General features: G+C 65.8%; 19 protein-coding genes and 1 tRNA gene. 10 read left to right on the top strand and 10 right to left on the bottom strand.

The annotated features are described in order from the left end of the window. Positions 1-111: 111 nt before the first annotated feature. From X803_RS0104195 to X803_RS17705, 4 genes are all read left to right on the top strand, one after another. Entirely contained in the window at positions 112-1,215 is a 1,104-nt protein-coding gene (locus tag X803_RS0104195; protein ID WP_245702634.1) for a YlbL family protein, read from the top strand. Between the two features lie 267 nt (positions 1,216-1,482). Beyond that, entirely contained in the window at positions 1,483-4,428 is a 2,946-nt protein-coding gene (locus X803_RS0104190; RefSeq protein ID WP_051470459.1) for a UPF0182 family membrane protein, read from the top strand. Positions 4,429-4,485: 57 nt separating this feature from the next. Next, positions 4,486-4,559, top strand: a tRNA-Met gene (locus X803_RS0104185). A gap of 86 nt (positions 4,560-4,645) precedes the next feature. Beyond that, positions 4,646-5,224: a DUF6328 family protein gene (locus X803_RS17705; RefSeq protein WP_139186208.1), complete on the top strand. Its 579-nt coding sequence runs from the start codon at positions 4,646-4,648 to the stop codon at positions 5,222-5,224. Here X803_RS17705 and X803_RS0104175 read toward each other — a convergent pair. The 3 genes from X803_RS0104175 to X803_RS22920 all read right to left on the bottom strand — a co-directional run bounded on the left by X803_RS0104175 (position 5,139) and on the right by X803_RS22920 (position 9,516). Beyond that, positions 5,139-6,527 carry a cryptochrome/photolyase family protein gene (locus tag X803_RS0104175; protein WP_026544162.1) on the bottom strand — a complete coding sequence of 463 codons (1,389 nt, stop codon included), beginning with the start codon at positions 6,525-6,527 and terminating at the stop codon, positions 5,139-5,141. The genes X803_RS17705 and X803_RS0104175 overlap by 86 nt on opposite strands. Positions 6,528-6,727: 200 nt before the next feature. Then, positions 6,728-7,495, bottom strand: a complete 768-nt coding sequence (locus tag X803_RS0104170; RefSeq protein WP_026544161.1) for a PspA/IM30 family protein — start codon at positions 7,493-7,495, stop codon at positions 6,728-6,730. A gap of 50 nt (positions 7,496-7,545) precedes the next feature. Beyond that, positions 7,546-9,516, bottom strand: a complete 1,971-nt coding sequence (locus tag X803_RS22920; RefSeq protein ID WP_026544160.1) for a TPM domain-containing protein — start codon at positions 9,514-9,516, stop codon at positions 7,546-7,548. A gap of 296 nt (positions 9,517-9,812) precedes the next feature. Between X803_RS22920 and X803_RS17700 the strand changes: the two genes are divergently transcribed. From X803_RS17700 to X803_RS0104145, 4 genes are all read left to right on the top strand, one after another. After that, positions 9,813-11,285 (top strand): S1C family serine protease, encoded by a 1,473-nt coding sequence (locus X803_RS17700; RefSeq protein WP_035777895.1) that lies wholly within the window; start codon positions 9,813-9,815, stop codon positions 11,283-11,285. A gap of 138 nt (positions 11,286-11,423) precedes the next feature. Further along, positions 11,424-12,248 (top strand): electron transfer flavoprotein subunit beta/FixA family protein, encoded by an 825-nt coding sequence (locus X803_RS0104155; RefSeq protein ID WP_026544159.1) that lies wholly within the window; start codon positions 11,424-11,426, stop codon positions 12,246-12,248. A 41-nt stretch (positions 12,249-12,289) separates the two neighbouring features. Further along, positions 12,290-13,234 (top strand): electron transfer flavoprotein subunit alpha/FixB family protein, encoded by a 945-nt coding sequence (locus X803_RS0104150; protein WP_026544158.1) that lies wholly within the window; start codon positions 12,290-12,292, stop codon positions 13,232-13,234. Next, positions 13,231-13,995: a PIG-L deacetylase family protein gene (locus tag X803_RS0104145; protein WP_051470437.1), complete on the top strand. Its 765-nt coding sequence runs from the start codon at positions 13,231-13,233 to the stop codon at positions 13,993-13,995. The genes X803_RS0104150 and X803_RS0104145 overlap by 4 nt, the downstream gene beginning before the upstream one ends. Here the strand turns inward: X803_RS0104145 and X803_RS0104140 are convergent, their stop codons facing one another. From X803_RS0104140 to X803_RS0104120, 5 genes are all read right to left on the bottom strand, one after another. Continuing rightward, positions 13,996-14,796: an anti-sigma factor gene (locus X803_RS0104140; RefSeq protein ID WP_253907388.1), complete on the bottom strand. Its 801-nt coding sequence runs from the start codon at positions 14,794-14,796 to the stop codon at positions 13,996-13,998. Positions 14,797-14,812: 16 nt separating this feature from the next. Further along, positions 14,813-15,433, bottom strand: a complete 621-nt coding sequence (gene sigK, locus X803_RS0104135; RefSeq protein WP_026544155.1) for an ECF RNA polymerase sigma factor SigK — start codon at positions 15,431-15,433, stop codon at positions 14,813-14,815. A gap of 197 nt (positions 15,434-15,630) precedes the next feature. After that, positions 15,631-16,428 carry a class I SAM-dependent methyltransferase gene (locus tag X803_RS17695; RefSeq protein WP_035777894.1) on the bottom strand — a complete coding sequence of 266 codons (798 nt, stop codon included), beginning with the start codon at positions 16,426-16,428 and terminating at the stop codon, positions 15,631-15,633. Then, positions 16,425-16,919: a tRNA (cytidine(34)-2'-O)-methyltransferase gene (locus X803_RS0104125; protein WP_026544154.1), complete on the bottom strand. Its 495-nt coding sequence runs from the start codon at positions 16,917-16,919 to the stop codon at positions 16,425-16,427. The genes X803_RS17695 and X803_RS0104125 overlap by 4 nt, the downstream gene beginning before the upstream one ends. Before the next feature lie 9 nt (positions 16,920-16,928). Further along, on the bottom strand, positions 16,929-17,861 hold the full coding sequence (locus X803_RS0104120; RefSeq protein WP_026544153.1) for a J domain-containing protein: 933 nt from the start codon (positions 17,859-17,861) through the stop codon (positions 16,929-16,931). A gap of 106 nt (positions 17,862-17,967) precedes the next feature. On the opposite strand from X803_RS0104120, the gene X803_RS0104115 reads away from it, so the two are divergent. Further along, positions 17,968-18,555, top strand: a complete 588-nt coding sequence (locus tag X803_RS0104115; RefSeq protein WP_026544152.1) for a pentapeptide repeat-containing protein — start codon at positions 17,968-17,970, stop codon at positions 18,553-18,555. A 339-nt stretch (positions 18,556-18,894) separates the two neighbouring features. Then, on the top strand, positions 18,895-19,383 hold the full coding sequence (locus X803_RS17690) for a hypothetical protein (RefSeq protein ID WP_051470436.1): 489 nt from the start codon (positions 18,895-18,897) through the stop codon (positions 19,381-19,383). Here the strand turns inward: X803_RS17690 and X803_RS17685 are convergent. Continuing rightward, a complete protein-coding gene (locus X803_RS17685; RefSeq protein WP_035777893.1) occupies positions 19,380-20,126 on the bottom strand; it encodes a pyrimidine reductase family protein in 747 nt (248 codons plus the stop codon). The genes X803_RS17690 and X803_RS17685 overlap by 4 nt on opposite strands. After that, a partial coding sequence (gene folP / locus X803_RS17680) for a dihydropteroate synthase (RefSeq protein WP_051470435.1) occupies positions 20,123-20,804 on the bottom strand: 682 nt, incomplete at its 5' end. The genes X803_RS17685 and folP, both read right to left, overlap by 4 nt.

The raw sequence follows: 20,804 nt of genomic DNA, 5'->3' as shown, positions 1-20,804 counted from the left end.
GCCGCCGGCGCGCTGCGGCAGCCGGATCGGCTTGTACCCTTGGGGTGTGACGCCCTTGCGTCCCGCCAGGCGGCGGGTGTTCCGGGCTCCCCGATCCCGAAGGTGACACCGTTGACCCAGCCGCTCTCCCAGGATATGAACCGGCCAGAACACGAGGCCGCCAAACGGGACCCTCGCTTCACGGTGATGTCAGTTTCCGGGCTGCTTGCCCTGGGGCTCGGCGCCGCGGCTGTGCTGCTGCCTTCGCCCTACGTCGTTGAGTCACCCGGTCCCACTTTCAACACCATCGGGGAATTCAATGCCGAACCCCTGATCACCGTCGAAGGGCGCCAGACGTACCCCACAGACGGGGCACTGGACCTTACGACCGTCTTCGTTGCCGGCGGGCCAGGGCAACAAATCAGCATTTTCGACGCGTTTCGTGCCTGGGCGGATCCGGCCCAGGCTGTCACTCCCCGCGAACTGGTCTACCCGCCCGACATCTCCGAGGCGGACATCGAACAGCAGAACGCGGAGGCCATGACTTCCTCGCAGGAGTCTGCCGTTGCCGCGGCGCTCGGCCATCTCGGCATCGAGTATGAAGAGACGCTTTCCGTTGTCGGCTTCGCGCCCGACTCAGCAGCGGAAGGCATCCTCGAGGAGGGCGACCGGCTGGCCCGGATCAACGGCATGGAAATCGAGGCGCTGCAGCCACTGAAGGATGCGCTGAATGCGGCAGCGGGGGACAGCGTCGACATCACTGTGACCCGGGATGGAGAGACGGTCGTGGAAACTGTCGAACCGGTGCAGGGCGAGTCCGGCGACTATCAGCTTGGGGTGTTCCTCATGTCCGAATTCCAGTTCCCATTCGACGTCGACATCGCACTCAACAATGTCGGCGGACCCTCAGCCGGCCTGATGTTCGCCCTCGGTATCGTGGACACACTCACGGAGGGCCCACTGACCGGGGGAGAGCACTTCGCCGGGACCGGGACCATCGACTCGGCCGGCAACGTCGGGCCGATCGGAGGGATCCGCCAGAAACTCGTGGGCGCGCAGGAGGCCGGCGCCGAGGTCTTCCTCGCTCCGGCAGCAAACTGCGAGGAGGTGGTCGGCCACATTCCGGACGGCCTCCGGGTCATCCGCGTCGAAACCCTCGGGGACGCGGTCACCGCAGTCCGCACGCTGGGAGAAGAGAACGACGACGCCGCACGGCTCCCGTCCTGTGAGGACTGACCGCCCGTAACCGGACTGACCGCCGTAACCGGGTGAGGATGGACACGATTGGGACACGATTCAGGGGTGCTTACCCGCACGCGGAACTGAATTGTGTGGCCCGGACGTGCACAGGGCAGAATAAACAACAGTGGATCGTGCGCCGCTGAGCGCACCCAGCACACCCGTACCCCCAAGGATGAGGTAATAGTGACATCCGGACCAGACCGGCCTTTCAGCAGCAGGCCGAGCCAACCATATTCATCCCCAGGCCGGCGGCGCGGACCGCTGGTGCCGACGCTGATCGTTCTCGGGCTGCTCGTCATCGGCTTCGTATACTTCTCGCAGGTGTACGCAGACGTGCTCTGGTACAACCAGCTCGGCTTCCTCGAGGTCTTCGTCACCGAGAACCTGTCCCGGATCGGCCTCTTCGTGGCCGCGTTCCTGATCATGGCCGCCAGCGTGTACTTCAGCCTGCGGATCGCCTACAGGTCACGGCCCATCTATGCTCCGGACAGCAATGTGCAGGACAACCTGAACCGCTACCAGGCTCAGCTTGAACCGATCCGCCGGCTGCTGATGCTCGGCATTCCCATTGTGCTTGGAGCGTTTGCGGGTACCGCGGCTTCCTCCCAGTGGGAGCGGATGCTCCTGTTCTTCAACTCTGAATCGTTCGGACAGACCGATCCGGAGTTCGGCCTCGACATTGGTTTCTACGTCTTCACCCTCCCGTTCCTGAATTTCCTGCTCGGCTTCCTCGTCAGCGTCACCGTGATCAGCGGTATCGCAGGGGTGCTCACCCACTACCTGTACGGCGGCATCCGCCTTGAGGAGAAGGGCCTGTTCACCAGCAGGGCGGCGCGCACCCATATTGCGGTCCTCGCGGCCCTCTTCCTGATCCTGCAGGGGGTCAACTACTGGCTTGACCGGTACGCCACAGTCACCAGCAGCAGCGGCAAATGGGCGGGTGCTCTTTACACCGATGTGAACGCCGTCATTCCCACCAAGGCAATCCTCGCTGCGGCTGCCGTGATCGTTGCGGTCCTCTTCATCGTCTCCGCGGTGATCGGCCGCTGGCGCCTGCCCGTCATCGGCACGGCAATGCTCGTCATCACTGCCATCCTTGCCGGCGGCGTCTACCCCTGGGTGATCCAGCGCTTCCAGGTTGTGCCCTCGGAATTCAGCCGCGAGGAGCCGTTCATCGAGCGCAACATGGAGATGACGCGGGCCGCTTACGGGCTCGACGGGGTGCAGGTCACCGATTACGGCGTCGAGGAGGTTCCCCAGGAGGGGGCCCTGAATGAGGACGGCGAGACCACCGCCAACATCCGGCTGCTGGATCCGAACCTCGTCAGCGATGCCTTCAGCCAGCTCCAGCAGTTCCGCCAGTACTACCAGTTCCCGGAAATCCTGAACGTCGACCGCTATGAAATCGACGGCGAGATCGAGGACACCGTGATTGCAGTCCGGGAACTCAACACGGCCGGTGTGCCTGCCGGCTGGATCAACGAGCATGTGTACTACACCCACGGCTATGGCGTCGTCGCTGCGGCAGGATCGACAGTCCAGCCGGACGGTCGACCGGCGTTCATCCAGTCGGGTATCCCCTCCACGGGCCTGCTGGGCGACGAGAGCACGTTCGAACCCCGTATCTACTTCGGGGAAGAGTCGCCGGAGTATTCGATTGTCGGCGCACCCGAGGGCGCGACGCCGCTCGAGATCGACAGGCCCCAGACGGAGGAGTCGGACCAGGAGGCCCGCAGCACCTTCCAGGGAGACGGAGGCCCCGTTGTCGGGAACTTCTTCAACCGGCTGGTGTACGCGCTGAAGTTCCAGTCCACGGATCTCCTGCTCTCGGACCAGGTGAACGATCAGTCCCAGATCCTGTATGACCGCGACCCGGTTGACCGGGTCGAGAAGGTGGCGCCGTACCTCACGCTGGACAGCAACACCTACCCGGCGATCGTCGACGGACGGGTCAAGTGGATCATCGACGGGTACACGACTACCGCTGACTACCCATACTCGACGCAGCAGGAGCTCCAGTCGGCCACGGTCGACTCGCTCACCGCGACAGGGGTTTCCACGGCCCTTCCGGCTGAGCGGGTCAACTACATCCGGAATGCCGTCAAGGCCACGGTTGACGCCTATGACGGCTCCGTAGACCTGTATGCGTGGGACGATGAGGATCCGATCCTGAAGGCCTGGCAGGAGATCTACCCCTCCTCCCTGCAGCCGTACAGTGAGATGTCGGCGGACCTCATGGCTCACGTGCGGTACCCGGAGGATCTGTTCAAGGTCCAGCGTGAACTGCTGGCGAGGTACCACGTGACCCAGACCCAGCCGTTCTACAGCAACAACCAGGCCTGGGCGGTGCCGGTGGATCCCACTCTGGAGGACGGTGAGCGGGCGGTCAAGCAGCCGCCGTTTTACCTCTCCCTGCAGATGCCCGACCAGGAGTCGGCAAGCTTCTCGCTCACTACTCCCTTCATCCCGTTTGTTCCCGAGGGCCAGGAACCGCGGAACATCCTTTACGGCTTCCTCGCGGCGGATGGTGATGCCGGTACCGGAGAAGACGGCGTGAAGGCTGAGACCTACGGTGCCTTGCGCCTGCTCGATTCCTCCGGACAGGATTCCGCCGTGGGACCGGGCCAGGCCGCCAACCTGTTCAACTCCGATACCGAGGTTTCCCAGGAGCTTAACCTGCTGCGCCAGGGTGCCTCGGAGGTCATCAGCGGCAACCTGCTGACGCTGCCCATCGGTGGAGGTATTGCCTACGTCCAGCCCGTCTACGTCCAGTCCTCCGGTGATTCTTCCTTCCCCGTCCTGCGGCGTGTCCTGGTGAGCTTCGGTGAACAGGTCGGGTTTGCGCCGACCCTCGCTGAAGCCCTCGACCAGGTCTTCCAGGGCGATTCCGGTGCTGAAACCGGGGACAGCGAAAACGTCGGGGAGACTCCGAATGATCCGGCTGCGCCGCCTGCGGGCGAGGAGCCGACGGCGGAGCCTACGGAGGAGCCCACCACGCCGGCAGAGCCCGGCACCGGGGATCCCGCGGCTGACCTTCGTGCAGCGCTCGAGGAAGCAAATGCGGCGATCCAGGAGGGCCAGGATGCCCTCGCCGAAGGTGACTTTGCCGCCTACGGTGAAGCGCAGGAGCGTCTCGACCAGGCACTGCAGCGGGCGCTGGATGCTGAATCGCGGCTCTCCGGAGCGTCCGGCGACGCAGGCCAATAGGGGGAGATGGCCCCGATTTGGGATCCGACCCCGCGGCGGGTAAAGTAGTAATCACGCCGCGGGGTGGAGCAGTTCGGTAGCTCGCTGGGCTCATAACCCAGAGGTCGCAAGTTCAAATCTTGCCCCCGCAACAAAGGACAATGGTCCTGGAAGCCCAGCTTCCAGGACCATTGTTGTTCTCCGGCCCATTTCTCCCCGACTCACCTACACTATGTCCATGATCGATCAGGGCACGGTGGGCGGAGACCGGGAACGCGGGGAAACAGCGCTGCAGCGTGTAGACCGCAACTGGCTCGAATTGCTGCAGGAACTGCGTGTGCTTCAGACCGGTATCCAGATCCTCACCGGCTTCCTGCTCACCCTGCCCTTCCAGTCCCGTTTCACCGATCTCGACTCGTTCCAGATCACCATCTACCTGTCGCTGGTGGTGCTCTCCTCGCTGATCACGGCCCTGCTGCTGGGTACGGTGATCATGCACCGGACATTTTTCCGCCTGCGGATCAAGGAATCACTTGTCCGCAATGCCGACCGGATTCTTCGAGCGACCATGGTGCTGGTGGCACTCGTCCTTGTCGGAACAACCGGACTGATATTCGACATCGTGTTGAACCGCACGGCCGGAACCATTACCGCGGTGAGTCTCGCCGTCCTCATCCTCGTGCTCTGGATCGCAGTACCTGAAGTGCTCAAGCGGCGCTCCATGAAGGCAGCTAGGCCTGCCGAAGATCCTGATACGCGCTCAGGGCCTGATCCCTCGAGGCTTTCAGGTCCAGGAGAGGCGCAGGGTAGCCGCTGACGCCTTCCTTCCACGGCTCATGGACATTGCCGGCGGAGCGCAGCTCCGGAATCCACCGGCGAAGGTAACCGCCGTCGGCGTCGAACTTTTTGCTCTGCGTCACCGGATTGAAGATCCGGAAGTAGGGTGCCGCATCGGCGCCTGAACCGGCCACCCACTGCCAGTTCGCCGGGTTGTTTGCAGGGTCGGCATCCACCAGGGTGTCCCAGAACCACTGTTCGCCGACCCTCCAGTCCACCATCATGTTCTTGATCAGGAAGGATCCGGCTGCCATGCGTACCCGGTTGTGCATCCATCCGGTATGCCACAGCTGGCGCATGCCCGCGTCGATGAGCGGAAAGCCTGTGCGGCCGTAACGCCAGGCGTCCAGTTCCTCTTCGACGGGCTGCTGCCAGGGGAACGCATTGAATTCGGGACGGTAGTTCGCGGTGGCCAGATCCGGCTGATGATAGAGAAGCTGCCAACAGAATTCCCGCCAGCCGAGCTCCTGCATGAAAACCGTCAGATCACCTGCGGCTGCAGTCCCGGAATCGGCCCCGGCCAGCTGCCACACCTGGAACGGGCTGATCTCGCCGAAGCGCAGATGCGGTGACAGCCGGCTGGTTCCCTCGGTGTCGGGCAGTTCGCGTGCACGGGCGTACCCGTCAATGGTTTCAGCCAGGAAGTGCTGCAGGCGGGATTGCGCAGCGTGCTCGCCCGGATCCCAGGTTTCCCGCAGGCCGGCTGCCCAGTCGGGGGCGTACGGGAGCAGCCGCCACGACGCAAGGTCCTCAGACTCCGTCACCGGGCCATTCAGCGACCCCGGAACACCGAGAGGCGCCCGCGGCGCCGGCCGGTTCCGGCACGCGCGCCAGAACGGACTGAAAACCTTATAGGGAGTGCCGCTTCCCGTGGTCACTTCCCACGGCTCAAACAGAAGGTTCGCCTGGAAGCTCCGCACGGCGTATCCGCCGTCGCCCAGCGAGGCCTTGAGGGCAGCATCCTGTGTCCGCTCGGCCAGTCCGTACCGCCGGTTCCAGAAGACGGCATCCGCTTCACACTCTGCAGCCACACGGGGCACCACAGCCTGCGCAGGACCGGATCGCAGTATCAGCTCCATGCCGCGTTCCTTCAGTGACGCGCCAAGCGCGGTGAGCGAGTGATGGAGCCACCAGCGGCTTGCACCGCCGAGCGGCCGGATCCCCTCGCTGACCTCGTCAAGGACGTAACAGACCACTACCTCACCGCGTTCTGCGGCGGCGTGGAGGGCAGGGTTGTCGGCAAGGCGCAGATCGTCGCGGAGCCACACTACAGTCAGGGCCATGGTGCCAATCTACCGGCGGCCGGTTCCACCGCGGACGACGGCCGGCTGCGTTGATGCGCGGCGTGGTTCTTGAGAGCGGACGGTCCCGTTGAAGCGGACGGTCCCTTTGAGAAGCGACCGGAGGCGTTGATAGACGACGGCGTTAAAAGCGGACGACGGCGGCCTGTGGAAGACCGCCGTCGTACCGTCTGAGGGCAGGATCAGTATTTGGGGCTTTCCTCGCCCTGCTCGATGGCGGAGGGTGCGTTCGAGGCGGCGCTGCCTGACTTGAGCGCAGCGAGGCGTGCCTCGATCTCGCTCTGTTCCCCGAGGTCCTCAAGGCTCTCGAACTGGGAATCGAGGCTTGAATTGGCCAGTTCGGCCTGACCGAGGACCCGGGCTTCCTCGCGGCGGATTTTCTCTTCGAAGCGGCCCACTTCACTGGTGGGGTCCATGAAGTCGATGCTCTTCATGGCGTCATGCACCTGGGCCTGCGCTGCAGCGGTGCGGGACCGTGCGATCAACTCATCGCGCTTGCTGGTCAGCTCGTTGAGCTTGCCCTTCATCTGGTTCAGCCCGGCCTTGAGCTTGTCGACAATCTCTGTCTGCGACGCAATGGTCGGCTCGGCTCCCTTGGCCTCGTTTTCCGCAGTGATCTGGCGCTGGATGGCTACCTTCGCCAGATTGTCGAACTTCTCTGCGTCTGCGGTGTCACCGGATGCACGGTACTCGTCGGCCTTCCTGGACGCCGCCAGCGCCTTGTTGCCCCAGTTGCGCGCGTTCTCGCGGTCCTCGTTGTAATCCTCCTGCAGCATGCGCAGATTGCCGATGGTCTGCGCCACGGCGCTTTCCGCTTCGGCGATGCTGTTCGAGTAATCGCGGACCATCTGATCGAGCATCTTCTGCGGGTCTTCCGCCTGATCGAGCAGCGCGTTGATGTTGGCCTTCGCCAGCGTGGCCATACGTCCGAATATCGATTGCTTTACCATGGGATACCTTTCGATCTTCCTGAATAGTTCATTGCCTGTTGATCGCTCACCTAGAAATCTCCGAAGCCGCCCCCGAAATCACCGAAGCCGCCGCCGCCGGCGTCGAAGCCCCCGAAGCCGCCGCCGCCGAACATGCCGCCTCCGCCGAAGCCTCCCATCCTGCCACCGAAGCCCTCCACATCACTCTGGGCGATCTGGCCGGCCTGCTCGGCAAGCGCCAATGCCTGCTGCGCATGGGAGAAGGCGGTCACCGGGTCATCCTGCTGGATGCGCAGCGCGTAGTCGAGATTGCGTTCGGCTTCCGCCAGGCGCGTCCTCGCTTCGCTGCCCACACCGCCGCGGCGGGCGCGGATGTAGTCCGCGGTGCCGGAAATCCGTGACTGGGCTGCCATGACGGTGTGCTGCAGGCTTTCGCGTGCACGCCGGGTCTGTTCCGCCTGGTCGCGGACTCCGCCGATCGCGGCGTCCAGTTGCGTGTGTGCGTTCTCCACGCGTTGCAGAAGGGCCACCGGGTCGATCCGGCCCGACGAGATTTCCTGCCTGACCGACTCCAGCGCCGCGCGTGCCCCCGCCACCGGCCCGGCAAGTTCCGGGTTGGACCCTGCCGCGACCATCGCCTGGGCCTGGGCGAGATCCTGGGCCGTGTCCGACACCGCCCGCTCCATCTCCTGTTCAGCGGATGAGAGCTCAGCGGCTCGGCGGTCGATGGCGTCCAGGAGCACCTTGGTCTGGTGCACGCCCTCCTCGGTGGCGCGGACGGCAACGACGGCGGCGCTGGTGTTTCCGTCCGAGAGGTGCCTCTGGGAGGTGGCGGCGGCATTGTCGACGAACTGCAGACGCTCACGTGCCTGCTGTACGTTGTCCTCGACCTGCGAGGTGGCTGAGGGCGCATACCGGTTCTGCAGTTGTCGCAGGGTTTCCTCCGCCGCGGTGAGCCGGGTTCCGACGTCGGCGGCCGCCGCCTGGGCGTCCGCCAGCGCTTGCGGGGCGTTGCGTTCGAGTTTGCGGAGCGCGTCGAAGTCAGCCTTGTGTTCCTGGAGGCTGGCGTTCACTGACTCACACCGGCGAATGATGTCCCCGAGCCACTTCCGCTGGTCTTCCTCGGTGTCCGGAATGTGGTCATCGAGCTGCTGCTGCAGTTTGAACGACTCGCTCATGTGCGCCTTCGCTACAGCAATGTCCTCGGCGAACGGCTTGACGGCGTCATCGCCGTACTGTGCCTGGGCGAAGCCAAGTTCCTGTTCACTTGACTTGATGGCGTCATCTGCGGCGATGAGAAGCGTTCCCGCACGCCGCCGCAGGTCCTCCACGCTGAGTGAGGCCAGCGGGTCGAGTACCTGCCCGTCAGCGCCGCGGCCGGGACCGAACTCTATCTCGGAGGCGTGCTGGGTCTGCTGGGGGGCGGGTTTTCCACGCTTTGACCGGAGATAGAAGTAGCCGCCCACCCCGGCAAGGACCAGCAATCCGCCAAGAAAGAGGAAAGAGCCTCCGCCTCCGGTATCCGCTGCAGTTTCGGCGGTACCGACAGAGCCGCCGTCGAGCACCTGGTCGACACCCGTGACGGCTGCCAGCGCGGCGCCCGTCCAGTCGCCGTCGCTCAGCTCCGGTCTGGCGAAGCTCTGGTAGATGGCGGCGGACTGACTGTCCACCTCGCTTGAGCTGTCCGCCAGGATGCCGCCCCTGCTTTCACCGACGCTGACCACAAAGATTGCGTCATCAGCCTGGAACGTGCTGGCCTCGGCGGAGGCGATAGCCCATTGGAGGGGATCTGAGGGATTGGTGAAGGAGTCGACATAGGCAACGTGGAGCGTGTATCCGTGTTCGCTTTGCAGCTGCTCGATTGACTGCTCGACCTGCTGCTCCTCAGTCTCCGAGAGGACATCGGCCTGATCGATAACCGTCGTCCCGGAGCTGAAGTCGACAGGATCGACGGCGTGGGCGGGTGCAAGGGCAAGCGGAACCATCAGAGCCAGGGCCCCAACACCCGCCGCGGAGCCGATGCGTGTGATGCTTGGCTTCATTCATGACCCTTCAGCAGTGTCCGCCGGGCGCTCCGGGAACCGGCGAACCACCGTCGCGCAAGGGCATATATCCCCAGGGGTCCGCCTGACTGCGATTCTATGGTGCCGTTTGGGGGCCGTCCACCGGGCTATGCCAGCAGCGAAACGCACGCGCACGCGCCGGCGTCGTTGGTGATGCGGGACAATGGACGAGGGCGACGGCTTTCGGTTGGTTCACAGGTGCCGTACAGGGAACGTCATCCGCGGGCACAGACTGCTTTGGCATAGTTCAGGGAGCACCAGTGAAAGGACAACCGATGACCGAGAACAACCCCGGTTCATACAACGGACCGCTTCCGCCGCGCCCGCAGAATCCGCCGGCGCCTCCTGGAACCACGACGCCTCCCGCGGACTCCGGTCAGCCGGTCACCGATCAGCATCCGGGGCAGCCTTTTACTTCCCCGCTCCAGCATTCCGGCTACGCGGCCGATGACCACCAGGCGGATCGCTACACCTACGACGAGGCCAATACCTCTTACGGCTACGGACTTCCTTCTCACACGGAAGGGTCCGGTGAGAAGCAGTCCGGGGGGAAGAAGCGGATCGGCACCGGAACCTTCCTGGCCGGCATGCTGATAGCGGGGCTCGTCGGCGGCGGCGTCGCGGCCGGTACGGATGCGCTGCTTGAATCGGGCAACCCCGCGTCGAACAACGGCGCGGCGCAGCCCCAATCGGTGGTGGTCAACGACACCGAGAGCGTGAACCAGATCACGGGCGCCGCAGCCAAGGCGTCCCCCAGCGTCGTCACGATTTCCGTGAACGGAGGCGGCTCAGGCGGCTCGGGCTCCGGGATCATCCTCGATGCAGAGGGGCACATCCTCACCAACACCCACGTTGTCACCCTCGGCGGTCAGGTGGCGGATCCCGCTGTGGAGGTCCGCACCAATGACGGCCGGGTGTTCCAGGCGCAGGTGGTCGGCACGGATCCGCTCTCGGACCTGGCAGTGATCAAGATCGATGCGCCGGACCTTCAGCCGGCAACCCTCGCAGATTCCTCCGCCCTCAACGTCGGCGACGTCGCCATCGCGATCGGAGCGCCGCTGGGCCTGAGCGGCACTGTCACCGACGGGATCATCTCCACCCTCAACCGGACAATCAGCGTGCAGTCCTCGGCTGTTCCCGAGGAACAGTCCGACGCGCCGGAACAGGACCCGGGAGACGGCTTCAACTTCCTACCGCCGGACGGTTCCCAGGCGCCCCAGCCGGGCGGGCAGGGCTCCATCTATCTCAACGTCATCCAGACGGACGCCGCCATCAACCAGGGCAACTCGGGGGGCGCGCTGGTTGATTCAGAGGGGCGGATCATCGGTGTCAACGTCGCAATCGCTTCCGCAGGTACCGGGGAGAGCGCCGGCAACATCGGGGTGGGTTTCTCGATTCCGATCAACTATGCCCAGCGCGTAGCCGAGGAGATCATCGCCACTGGAGAAGCCTCGCACGGTTTCCTCGGTGTCAGCGTGGGAGCAGCAGCATCCGGCAACGCGGAGGGCAGCAGCTCCTTCTCCATCGGGGCGCAGGTCCAGACCGTGGAGGCGGGCAGCCCGGCTGAGGCAGCCGGGTTCCAGGAAGGCGACATCATCACCCGCGTCGGTGACCTGCCCATCGAAGACCCGCAGGCCCTGACCGCGGCCGTCCGGATGCTCGCCGAAGGCGAATCCGCCCAGGTCGAACTCGTGCGCGGCGGCGAAACCCTGACCCTTGATGTCACGGTGGGACAGGCGCCGGCGTAACCAGGCAGACCCCGGAATCAGCGAAGCAGCGGCCCGTGCACCGGCGGGCCGCTGCTTCGTCATATAGCTGCGGTAATCGGCACACCCGTGTGGTTAGCTTGTGTGCGGGCCAGCTGGAAGCCGGAGGAAAGGCAGCACATGGACGAGACCACTCCCGCGCTGAGAATCGCGGTGTTGGTGAAGCACGTACCGGATACGCAGTTCGATCGTCACCTCAATGGAGACGACCGCACCACGGACCGTTCGGAGAGCATCCTGTCGGAGCTCGACGAGTACGCCCTTGAGGCGGCGCTGCAGCTCGTTGAAGCGCATGGCGGGGACGGCGCGGGCCACCGCGTGACGGCAGTGACCATGGGCGGGGCGGGCGCGGTGAACGCAGTCAAGAAGTCCCTCCAGATCGGCGCCCATGAAGGTGTCCACCTCACCGACGACGCACTGGCCGGCTCTGACGCCTCCGGCACCTCGCGCGCGCTCGCCGCCGTTATCCGGCATCTGGGTGACGTGGACCTGGTGCTCACCGGCATGGCCTCCACTGACGGGGAGACCTCGCTGGTGCCGGCGCAGCTTGCGGAGCTGCTGGAGCTGCCGCAGGTAACCTTTGCGTCGAGTCTTGAACTGCGGCACGACGGCGGTGCGTGGCACCTTACCGCACGCCGCGAGAGTGACAACGTGGCGGAGACAGTGGAAAGCACCCTGCCCGCAATCGTCTCGGTGACCGACCAGATCAATGAGCCCCGGTACCCCAATTTCAAGGGCATCATGGCAGCCAAGAAAAAGCAGATCAGTGTCCTCTCACTCGCTGACGTGGGGGTGGACCCGTCGGAGGTGGGGCACGCCGGAGCATGGACCCGGGTCGAGGACGCGCAGCCCCGCCCTGCGCGGTCCCAGGGCGTCATCATCACCGATGAAGGCGATGCCGGGCGGCGTCTGGTCGATTTCCTCGCAGAACAGAAGCTGCTGTAGCGGCCGCGGACGCAGCGACACAACCTACAAGGAGCCGTTGAATGGCAAAAGTCCTCGTGTACATCGATACGCCCGGTGAGAACCTGCATAAGACCGACCGTGAGCTGCTGACCCTCGCGGCCACCCTTGGAGAGCCCGCCGTCGCGCTGGTGGGGGAGCTGGGAGACCAGGTTGCGGCCGAACTCGGCGCCTACGGCGTCGGCGCCGTCTACCAGCCCTCGAATGCAGGCCTGGACGAGCTGCTGGTCGCGGGCAAGGCGGCGTTCCTCGCCGCGGCGGCTGAGGCTGCCGACGCTGGGGCGGTGCTTCTCGGGAACACGTTCGAGGCGAAGGAAATCGCGGCCAGGGCCGGTATCCGGCTCTCATCGGGAGTGATTACCGACGCCGTCGCGGTGGATGAGAGCTTCGCGGTCACCAAGGCGGTGTTTGCAGGCTCCTACACTGTGAACGCCTCAGTGACCACCGGACGGCCCATCATTACGGTCAAGGCCAACAGCGTGGAGGCCGCCGCGCCGCAGGGCGGCACCGCACCTGCCGTCCACCCGGTTGACGTGGCAGCACCCGCCGCCGCACGGATCACCGGCCGGTCGGAGAAGGCACCCAGCGGCCGGCCGTCACTTGATGAGGCCCGCATCGTCGTGGCGGGCGGCAGGGGCGTGGACGGCGACTTCGGCCCGCTTGAGGATCTGGCGGATGCGCTCGGCGGCGCTGTCGGAGCATCGCGCGCAGCAACGGACGCCGGCTGGATCGACCATTCGGCCCAGATCGGCCAGACCGGCAAAACGGTCTCGCCGCAGCTCTACGTTTCCGCCGGCATCTCCGGGGCTATCCAGCAGAAGGCCGGAATGCAGACGGCCAAGATCATCGTGGCCATCAACAAGGACCCTGACGCGCCGGTCTTCGAGATCGCCGACTTCGGAATTGTGGGAGACCTGACCTCAGTGCTTCCGCAGGCAACTGAGGAGATCAGGAAGCGCAGAACGTGAGCACGGCCTCCATCCCCGAGGATCTCCAGGCGGGTGTGAGCCGTGTCCTGTGCTTCGTGGCCCACCCCGATGACATCGATTTCGGAGCCGCCGGTACGGTCGCGAAGTGGCGTGCAGCCGGCGTCGCTGTTGAATATTGCATCATGACCGACGGCGACGCCGGTGGTTTCTCGGATGAGCACCGTCCGGACATCGTGGAGCGTCGGCGCGAAGAGCAGCGCTCGGCGGCGCGGCTGCTGGGTGTGGACTCAGTGCACTTCCTGGGATACCGGGACGGCTACCTGGAACCGACGGTCGACGTGGTGGCCGGCGTCGTCGAACTCATCAGGCGCGTGCGGCCGCAGATTGTCCTGGCCATGCATCCGGAGCGTAACTGGGAGCGAATCCAGAAGAGCCACCCGGACCATCTGGCGTGCGGTGAAGCTGTCACGCGTGCCATTTACCCGGCGGTCGAGAATCCCTACGCCTTTCCTGAGCTGGCGGCCCGCGGCCTCGGCGCCTACCGGGTGCCGTGGCTCTGGTTCTTCGGTGGACCAACGCAGCTGGAGAACCACTTTGTTGATGTCTCCGACCATGTGGAAGACAAGATGCGCGCTCTGCGTTTCCACGCGAGCCAGCACCCTGACCTCGACCGCATGAATGCTGCCGTCCGTGGGTTCCTCGCAGCGAACGCTGCGCGCGGGGGACTGCCGGCCGGTTCGAGCGCCGAGGTCTTCCAGGTGGTCCCGGTGAACACCGAGGCCACCATCGCAGGGTTCTAGTCAGGCGTCAAAGGGAATTTCGACCACGATCGGCAGGGTAGGGGTCTCTGATCCGCCCTCGGGCTCGACAGTGATCGCCAGGCCCCGGTACGCGTTGATTCCCTCAATCGCCAGCTCGGTGTGGGCGACGTCCTCGCCGGTCATGGTTCCCAGCGACTCCGGAGTTGCACCGTCCGCCGGAAGCCGCCACATCTGGTACACCTTCCCTTCGGGAGGAGCCGGGACACCGTCAAGGGTGACCACCGCTGCGTCCCTGGATGCGGAAAACGCCAGTTCGGCGGTGCCGCTGTCCCCGATCGCAACTTCTTCCCGCTGGACATCCACCGCCTGCAGGACCTGCTGCTCGATGGAGGACGGCTGCAGATTCTGCGCCACCGTCACACCGCCGACGACGACGACCACCGCGGCCGCTGCGGCAAGAAGCCATCGGCCTGCAGCGGACTGCGGCCGACGCGCACCGCGCCGGGCACTGAGCTCATCCTCGACCGGAGCAGCGACGGTACCGGCAGCCGGCTCTGCTCCCGGCGAAACTTCGGACGGAAGGCTCTCAACGATCCGCGCAAAGAGACCGGCCGGCGGTTCTTCCTCGGAGGTGGCATAGGCCGTGGCAAGGGTTTCCCGTGCAGCACGAACCCGCGCGTTGAAGGCGTCGCGAACCTCGGGAGCGGCGCCTGAGATGTAGTCCTCGAGTGTGGTGCGCTCCTCTTCGCTCACAGCATCCAGGGCGTACATCTCAGCCCACTCGGGGGCCAGGCCACCGGCCAGGTCCTGCCGTAGATCATCTGCAAACTGCTTGTTCATATCCTTGTCCTGCATCTCAGTTCACCCCCAGACATGTTTTCAATCGGATCAATCCGTCCCTGATTCTCGACTTGATGGTCGGGACCGCCACATCGAGTTTCTCTGCCACTTCCCGGTATGTCAGCCCGCCGTAGTAAGCGAGCCGCACCGATTCCTGCTGGGTCTCCGTCAGGGTTTCCAGGCACCGGACCACCGCTTCAGCCTCCAAGCGCTGGGTGACGGTGTCGACGACGTCGTCATGGTCCTTGACCTGCATGGCCGCCCCGTACCTGGCTTCGCGGTCGGTGGAGCTTTGCTCGGACCTGACCCTGTCCACCGCGCGGCGGTGGGCCAGCGTCATCAGCCACGCCATGGGACTGCCCGCGTCCGGATTGAACCGCTCCGCCATATTCCACACCTGAAGGTAGACCTCCTGGGTGGTGTCTTCGCTCAGCTCCGGATCGATCAGGACGCGACGGGCGAGGCCGTACACCCGGCGGGAGGTCTGCGCGTAGAACTCAGCAAAGGCGCCCTGGTCCTTCTGTGCGATCCGCGCGAGGAGTTCCGCAAGTCCAGCTGCGGCATCCGAGGATTCACCGGCAGCCTGATCAGCAGCTGATCTCGTGGGGGTTATCCGGCTTACACGTGGCGTATCCATAGGTTTCAAGCATAAAGCGCCGGGCTGCCTATCCCGAACAGGATGGGCCACGGCGCGGGTCTGCACGGTCCGCCCGAGCAACGCTCCACCCATGGTCCACCACCATTTCTCCGAAGATCGGGTGCCTGATGCACCGCAACCGCTGACATCTCTTGTTCGCGGCGGAGACGGAGAAGGATGGGTCCCGCAGGCCCGCGTTATTGACGCACGGCCACCGCAATGAGGGAGTCCGCATTGAGGGCCGGCTCGCTGCCCAGCCTGTCGAGGAAACGGCTGCGGATGCGTTCCCTGGCCTCGGCATCATCCGGCAGCAGGAAGCGGTACCCGGTGCCGAGCACCAGGGTCCAGGCGAGCTCGCCGTCCAACGGCACCTGCAGCGGGGTTTCATGGACCTCGACAGCCTCGAACCCGGCCTCCTCAAGGAAAGTGCGCAGCTTTTCCGGTGTCGAGATGTCCTCCATCTGCCGGTAGGCAACCGGAACCGGCGCGTCCCGCAGGGACGGCTGCTCCTCGAAGCAGACCTCGCGCAGGAGCGATCCGAACGGCTGGTGCGCGTGTTCCTGCCAGGTGCTCATCGCCAGCTTGCCACCGCTGCGCAACTGCGATGCCAGATGTGCAAGGCCGGCTGTCATATCCGGAAGGAAGTAGAGCCCGTAGCCGCACAGCAGCGCGTCATAGGGCTGATCCGACGTCCACACCGCGGCGTCCGCCTGAACGAACCGGACGTTGCCGATGCCGAGGGCGGCGGCTTTGGCGCCGGCGAGGGTGAGCAGCGCGGCGGACAGATCGACGGCGTCAACCCGGCCCTCCGGGCCGACCTCCTGGGCTGCGGGGACGGTGCTCGCACCGCTTCCACAGCAGGCATCGAGTACGGAGTCGCCGGTGTGCAGGTCGGCGGCCGCAACCACCGCGTTGCCCATGGTGTTCCAGAGAACGGGCGACAGGCGCTCGAAATACTCGGCGCCGTCGTCGAACAGGCTGCCAATGTCGGTCACGAGTGCTCCTTCACGGTAGGCAGGCCAAGGCGGGCGCCTTCGAACCCCTGCTGGCGCCAGGCCTCGTAGACCACGATGGACGCAGAGTTGGCAAGATTAAGTGACCGCCGGGAGGGCAGCATCGGCAAGCGCACCGTCGAGGTGACGGCGGCGTGGTTCTTGACGTCGGCGGGAAGCCCGACGGACTCCGGTCCGAACAGCAGCACGTCTCCCGGACGGTACCGGATGTCGGAGTACGTGGTGGTTCCTTCGGCGGTATAGGCGAAAAGCCTTTCCGGCCGGAGGGCATGAAGCGCAGTCTCGAGGTCCGGGTGGACGGTCAGGACCGCGAGGTCGTGGTAGTCCAGGCCGGCCCGCCTCAGCTTGGCGTCATCCAGGTCGAAGCCGAGCGGCTCCACCAGGTGCAGTTCCGCGCCGGTGACCGCGGCCAGCCGGATGGCGTTGCCGGTATTGCCGGGAATCTCGGGTGTGAAGAAGAGGATGCGGAACACTGTGCAATCCTAGCGTCCGGCTGCATCGAGCAAACGGCCCAGCACCGGGACCTGCACGGTGTTTGGCTGCGGCCCCTCAGAGAGGAACCGCCGCACCTCACGGAGCAGGGTTCCGGCATTGGCCACGTGAACGGAAACAAGAGCGGAACGGTCGAGGGACGGCGGGTAGTCCACGATCGGTTCGAAGGGGTTGTTCTGCCTGCCGTGCAGCACCAGCCAGCCGCGCACGTTGCACTCGGGAAACAGGTCCTGGACCCGGCGCACCGTCTCGGCGATGCGTACGTCCCCGGCGGGGCGCCCCTGGTGCCTCAGCCGGTGTCCGTCCCACGAATAGTTCCCGGGGGGAGCCATCAGGGAGTCGACGACGGCGATGCGGTATCCGGCCAGTACGGCGTGCCCGACGTCGGTCCCCCCGCCGAAGGCCAGCCCGTTGATCAGCCGGGCGGCCGGGAAGCCGGGCAGCAGACTGGTCTCCACGAGGCGGGCGGTGGCGCGTTCGCCGTCGTAACGCGCGGCCGCCCCCGGCCGCAGCCGTGCGAGCACACCGGGCCGGCGCGCCGTACCGTGGACCTGCCGGGCGGCCAGGGTCGGCGGGATGGGCGCGGTGCGGGCGCCGTCGTCGTCGTAAGCGGGCTCGTAACGCGGCGGCTGGGAATATGCCTCGGCAGCTGGTTCCCGCGCCGGCCGCCGCGCCGCGGAGGCCGGGCGCCCTGCCCCGGGAAGGGGGTCCTCGGTACCGAGGGTCCGGTCGTAGCGCCGGCGGCGCTCGGGATCGGAGAGCATCTCATAGGCCACAGCCACCTCATGGAACAGCTCGGCGCTGCCGCCCTGGTCAGGGTGTGCGGTCCGGGCAGCCTTGCGGTAGGCGTCCTTGATCTGTTTCGCAGTGGCACTTCTGGCCACCCCGAGCACGGCGTAGTACGTGCGGTCGGGGGCTGCCATGAGGGCCTTTCATCCGATGCGGGGGTCCGGAACGTTCTTCGCAGGTTCCGCGCTTGACTGTAAACGGTGTGTCCACCACCGGCAAATGGGCGGATAGCATCGGGGCATGGCAGGCGTCGGTGAGGTGCGGAGTGGGCTGGACTGGTATGCGGCCAATATCGGGCGCGAGGATTTCAGCGGGCTGCGTTTCGTCGACTGCGACTTCACCGAACTGCGCAGTGAAGGCAGTATCTTCAGCGGCTGCGTCTTCCGTAATGTGCGGTTCAACGTGTCGAGCCATGTCAACAGTGCTTTCGACAACTGCCGCTTTGAGCACTGCAACTTCTTCGATGCCGGCTTTGAGGCGTGCAGGTTCACCGGCAGCGTCTTCAGCGACTCATCCCTCAAACCGGTCCGGGTGGAGGGCGGCAACTGGTCCTTCGTCTCACTGGCGGGAGCCGACCTGCAGCGCAGTTCCTTTTCGCAGGTGAACTTTACCGAAGCCGATTTCAGCAACGCGGACCTCCGGAACGCCACCCTGCGCGACTGCCGCCTGACCAGCATCTCCTGGAGCGGTGCCCGCCTGCGCGGGGCGGACCTCCGCGGGAGCACCCTCGAGGGAATCGATGCCGCTGAATTCAATGTCCACGGCGCCGTCGTCGACGTTGCCCAGGCTCTGACGGTGGCCGAGGCCCACGGCGCGGTGATCCGGTGATCTGGTGAGACCGGGCGCAGGGTTGCGCGCTCGCTACAGTAGGTGGGCAGGACGGACGGTTCGACAATGGGGGAGCACACGGTGGCGGCATGGCGGGTTCGGTGGGTCCTGACCTGCGCCCTGCTTGGTTCCCTCGCTGTCCCGGTGACCGGGTGCCGCATCGAAGTGCCGGTTCCGCCGGGAGCCGGGGGACAGGACCCGACTGTGACGGCGCCGACCGGGCCCGTGCCAGGCTCCTCAACTGCGAGCTCCCCGGTTGCTGGCCCCCCGGCTGCCGGCCCCTCACCTTCCGTGCCTGGGCTGCCGCCGCTGCCGCGCTCGGAGATCGTGGGTAACGACATGACGTTCGACCGCGGCGGGTACATCGAGCCGGCCGACAAGGTCGCCTTTTCCGAAACTCTCTCCCGGGCGCCCGGCTGGAGCCCCGCCAGCCTGCTCGTCCAGGGCGAGTCCGTCTACGTCAGCGACGCCGGGTGCACCGCATCGCTGAGCTACACGCCCGGACAGGGCGCCCTCCTCGTCAGCGGCGACGACCGCGGCTCCACCGAGGCCCTGTTCCGGTACATGGACCCGAGCATTCTGCCTGAATACCTCACGGGCAGCACATGGTTGTGGGGAGAGTCGCCGGGGGATTCGACGGCGTCCGTCGAATTCCTGACCTACCGGCAGGAAGCGGCGGCGGAAACTCCCGCGAGCGTGGTTTCGCTGCGGCTCTTCCACACCACGCGGACCGCCCTGGCGTTCATCGTTTCCTGCCCGACTGATGAGCTGCTCACCGCGGCCGTGTCCGATGTCCGAAACCACGTGTCGGTGGTTCCTCCCCGCTAGCCCTGTACGGCCCGCACCCACCGGCCGTACAGGGCGGAATCGGATTCAAGCAGCGACTCCAGCGCCAGGCGGCGCAGGGCCGGACTGTCAGCGCCGGCGGCAATGTGCCCGCCCCCGCCCCCCGTCAGCAGCGGGCTCAGGGAGAGGCAGAGTTCGTCAGCGGCGTCCTCGGCGATGAAACGGCCGAAGATGCTGGGACCGCCTTCGCAGAGGATCCTTCCCAGACCCCGGGCCTGGAGTTCTGCCGCACACGCGCGCGTCCCGACGCCCTCCCCGTCCATGACGACGACGTCGGCAACCTCCGAGAGGTTCCGCGCGCGCTGTGGGTCAGCCGCCGTCGTCGTGAAAATAAGGGGACGCACCGGAGAGAGCCGGAAAAGGTCGCTTTCCGGATCAAGGTCGAGGGTGCCTGAGATGACGGCCAGTGCCGGGTGCCCGGCGAGTCCGCGGGATGTGCGCCATTCCGCGTCCGCTCCGCTCACCAGCGGACCGGCGTATCCTTCGGCGCGCACCGTGCCCGCGCCCACCAGGATGACGTCGCACAGCCGCCGGATGAGCCCGAACAACCTGCGGTCGCCGTCATTGCCGAGCGGTGCGGACACGCCGTGGTACGTTGCCGACCCGTCGAGGCTGGTCACGAAGTTGAACCGCACCCATGGGCGGTCGGCCGGGTAGGCGTACAGCGCGAGCAGGTCCTCGTCGGAGAGGTCCGGCGCGGAGGACGGCAGTACCGAGTTGATCATGGCTGGTTGCTCTCTCCCATGTTGTGCTTCAGGTACACCGGCTCCCGCCACCCCATCGCTGCTTCCACCATGGTGATCGCCGAGCGCGCCGCCGTGACATTGTGCATGCGGAGGATCCGGGCGCCTCCCAGCGCGCACATGACGGCAGCCGCGATGGACCCGTCCACCCGCGCGCTCTTCGGCAGATCCAGCGTCTCCCCGATGAAATCCTTATTGGACACGGCCGCGAGCGCGGGGTAGCCCAGCTGCGCGATCTCGGAAAACCGGCGCGTGATCTCCAGCGAGTGCAGGGTGTTCTTGTTCAGGTCATGGCCGGGATCCACGATGATCCGGTCCTCCCTGATTCCGAGGGCCACAGCCAGTTCCACCTGCCGCACCAGGAAATCCGCCACCTCGGTGACCACATCGGTGTAGGTGGGCCGGCCAAGAACGGTCCGCGGTTCGGCGAGGCTGTGGGTGATGACCACGTGGACGCCGGTCTCTGCAATGACGGCGGCGAGGTCCCGGTTGCGCAGCCCGGTGGTGTCGTTGACCACATTGGCGCCGGCCCGGATGGCCTTCTCCGCCACTTCCGGAAGGAACGTGTCCGCGGAGATGATGACGTCGGAGGCCGCCCTGACCGCTTCGATCACCGGGACAATCCGGTCGGCTTCCTCGCCGGCCGGTATGGCCGGCCCC

This window comes from Arthrobacter sp. 35/47, assembly GCF_000520475.1.
Lineage (GTDB): Bacteria > Actinomycetota > Actinomycetes > Actinomycetales > Micrococcaceae > Arthrobacter_D > Arthrobacter_D subterraneus.
This window is presented reverse-complemented; position numbering and strand designations above follow the sequence as displayed.

Excerpts from the sequence above, each read along its gene's own strand:
- X803_RS17705 (WP_139186208.1), top strand. The coding sequence starts at position 4,646 with ATGATCGATCAGGGCACGGTGGGCGGAGACCGGGAACGCGGGGAAACA.
- X803_RS0104175 (WP_026544162.1), bottom strand. The coding sequence starts at position 6,527 with ATGGCCCTGACTGTAGTGTGGCTCCGCGACGATCTGCGCCTTGCCGAC.
- X803_RS0104170 (WP_026544161.1), bottom strand. The coding sequence starts at position 7,495 with ATGGTAAAGCAATCGATATTCGGACGTATGGCCACGCTGGCGAAGGCC.
- X803_RS22920 (WP_026544160.1), bottom strand. The coding sequence starts at position 9,516 with ATGAAGCCAAGCATCACACGCATCGGCTCCGCGGCGGGTGTTGGGGCC.
- X803_RS17700 (WP_035777895.1), top strand. The coding sequence starts at position 9,813 with ATGACCGAGAACAACCCCGGTTCATACAACGGACCGCTTCCGCCGCGC.
- X803_RS0104155 (WP_026544159.1), top strand. The coding sequence starts at position 11,424 with ATGGACGAGACCACTCCCGCGCTGAGAATCGCGGTGTTGGTGAAGCAC.
- X803_RS0104150 (WP_026544158.1), top strand. The coding sequence starts at position 12,290 with ATGGCAAAAGTCCTCGTGTACATCGATACGCCCGGTGAGAACCTGCAT.
- X803_RS0104140 (WP_253907388.1), bottom strand. The coding sequence starts at position 14,796 with ATGAACAAGCAGTTTGCAGATGATCTACGGCAGGACCTGGCCGGTGGC.
- sigK (WP_026544155.1), bottom strand. The coding sequence starts at position 15,433 with ATGGATACGCCACGTGTAAGCCGGATAACCCCCACGAGATCAGCTGCT.
- X803_RS0104120 (WP_026544153.1), bottom strand. The coding sequence starts at position 17,861 with ATGGCAGCCCCCGACCGCACGTACTACGCCGTGCTCGGGGTGGCCAGA.
- X803_RS0104115 (WP_026544152.1), top strand. The coding sequence starts at position 17,968 with ATGGCAGGCGTCGGTGAGGTGCGGAGTGGGCTGGACTGGTATGCGGCC.
- X803_RS17690 (WP_051470436.1), top strand. The coding sequence starts at position 18,895 with ATGACGTTCGACCGCGGCGGGTACATCGAGCCGGCCGACAAGGTCGCC.
- X803_RS17685 (WP_035777893.1), bottom strand. The coding sequence starts at position 20,126 with ATGATCAACTCGGTACTGCCGTCCTCCGCGCCGGACCTCTCCGACGAG.